The organism is Aquipuribacter hungaricus, assembly GCF_037860755.1.
In the GTDB taxonomy this organism is placed as follows: domain Bacteria; phylum Actinomycetota; class Actinomycetes; order Actinomycetales; family JBBAYJ01; genus Aquipuribacter; species Aquipuribacter hungaricus.
Genome location: NZ_JBBEOI010000443.1, coordinates 1 through 1,181, shown reverse-complemented (window position 1 = coordinate 1,181; position 1,181 = coordinate 1). Strand labels below are relative to the sequence as shown.

1 protein-coding gene is annotated in these 1,181 nt (G+C 77.1%); it reads right to left on the bottom strand.

All coding sequences use genetic code 11. From position 1 onward, the window contains the following. Window positions 1-121 precede the first annotated feature (121 nt). Window positions 122-1,181 (bottom strand): LCP family protein (locus WCS02_RS20490; protein ID WP_340296167.1); only part of this gene is annotated, 1,060 nt, incomplete at its 5' end.

Below are 1,181 nucleotides of genomic sequence, written 5' to 3'. Positions count from 1 at the left end.
GTCGAGCACGCCGAGGGCCTGCGGCAGACCGCCACCGCCAAGGGCCGCGCGCTGCGCGAGAGGCTGGGTCGGCCCTAGCCCCGGGCGCCCCGCTCGGGCGCCCGGCGCGGGGGCGCGGGGCCTAGGGCTGGGCCTCGGCCGTCCACCCGGCCAGGAGCTCCTGGACGCGGCGGGTGTCGTCGTCGCGCAGGGCCGCGAACAGGTCCTCGGAGCGCTCCTCGTCCCACTCGACCGCCGAGCCCGCCGACGTGGACAGGTCGGGGTCGGAGACGGGGACGGTGAGCTGCACGCCGCCCTCGCCGGACACCGAGCGCATCCCGAGCAGGAACCGGCCCAGGTCGACCGGGCCGGTGCCGTCGTCCACGCGCAGCCCGGAGCCGCCGGCCGCCGCGGTGCGGTAGGCCTTCGGCGGGTCGAGCAGCAGCACCGGGTCCAGCGTGCGTTCCATGATCCCGCCGAGCACCTCGCGCTGGCGCTGCACCCGGGCCAGGTCGCCGGTCGCGTCGGTCTTGCGGCTGCGGACGTAGCCGAGGGCCTGCGGGCCCTGCACCTCCTGGCAGCCGGCGGGCAGGTCGATGTTCGCGGCCGGGTCCTGCAGCGGGGCGGGAGGGCAGACCTCGATGCCGCCGAGGGCCTCGACGACCGAGGCGAACCCGGCGAACCCGGTCTCCACGTAGGAGTCGACGCCGATGCCGGTCTCGGCCTCGACGGTGGCGGCCAGCAGCTGGGGGCCGCCCAGCGCGAAGGCGGCGTTGAGCTTGTTCTCGCCCTCGCCGGGGATCTCGACGAAGGAGTCACGCGGCAGGCTGAGCAGCACCGACGGCCCGGTCCCCGTGGGCACGTGGAGCAGCAGGATGGTGTCGGTGCGCTGGCCGCCGGCGTCGGCCTCGGTGCCGGTCGCGAGCTCCTGGACCTGGGCGTCCGTCAGCCCGGCGCGGGAGTCGCTGCCCACGAGCAGGAACGTCGTGCCGGGGGTCGAGGTGGAGGACTCGATGCTGCCGGTCTGCTCGATGCTCGACCACGCCACCCAGCCCAGCGAGAGCGGGTACGCCACGAGCAGGGCCACGAGCAGCAGGACGATCGCACGGCCCCGGCCGCGGCGCCGACGCGGGGGCCGGCCCGCCGGGCGGCGGGGGGCGACCGGGGGCGGGGTGGTGCGCGTGAAGGAGTCGTCGCGGCGC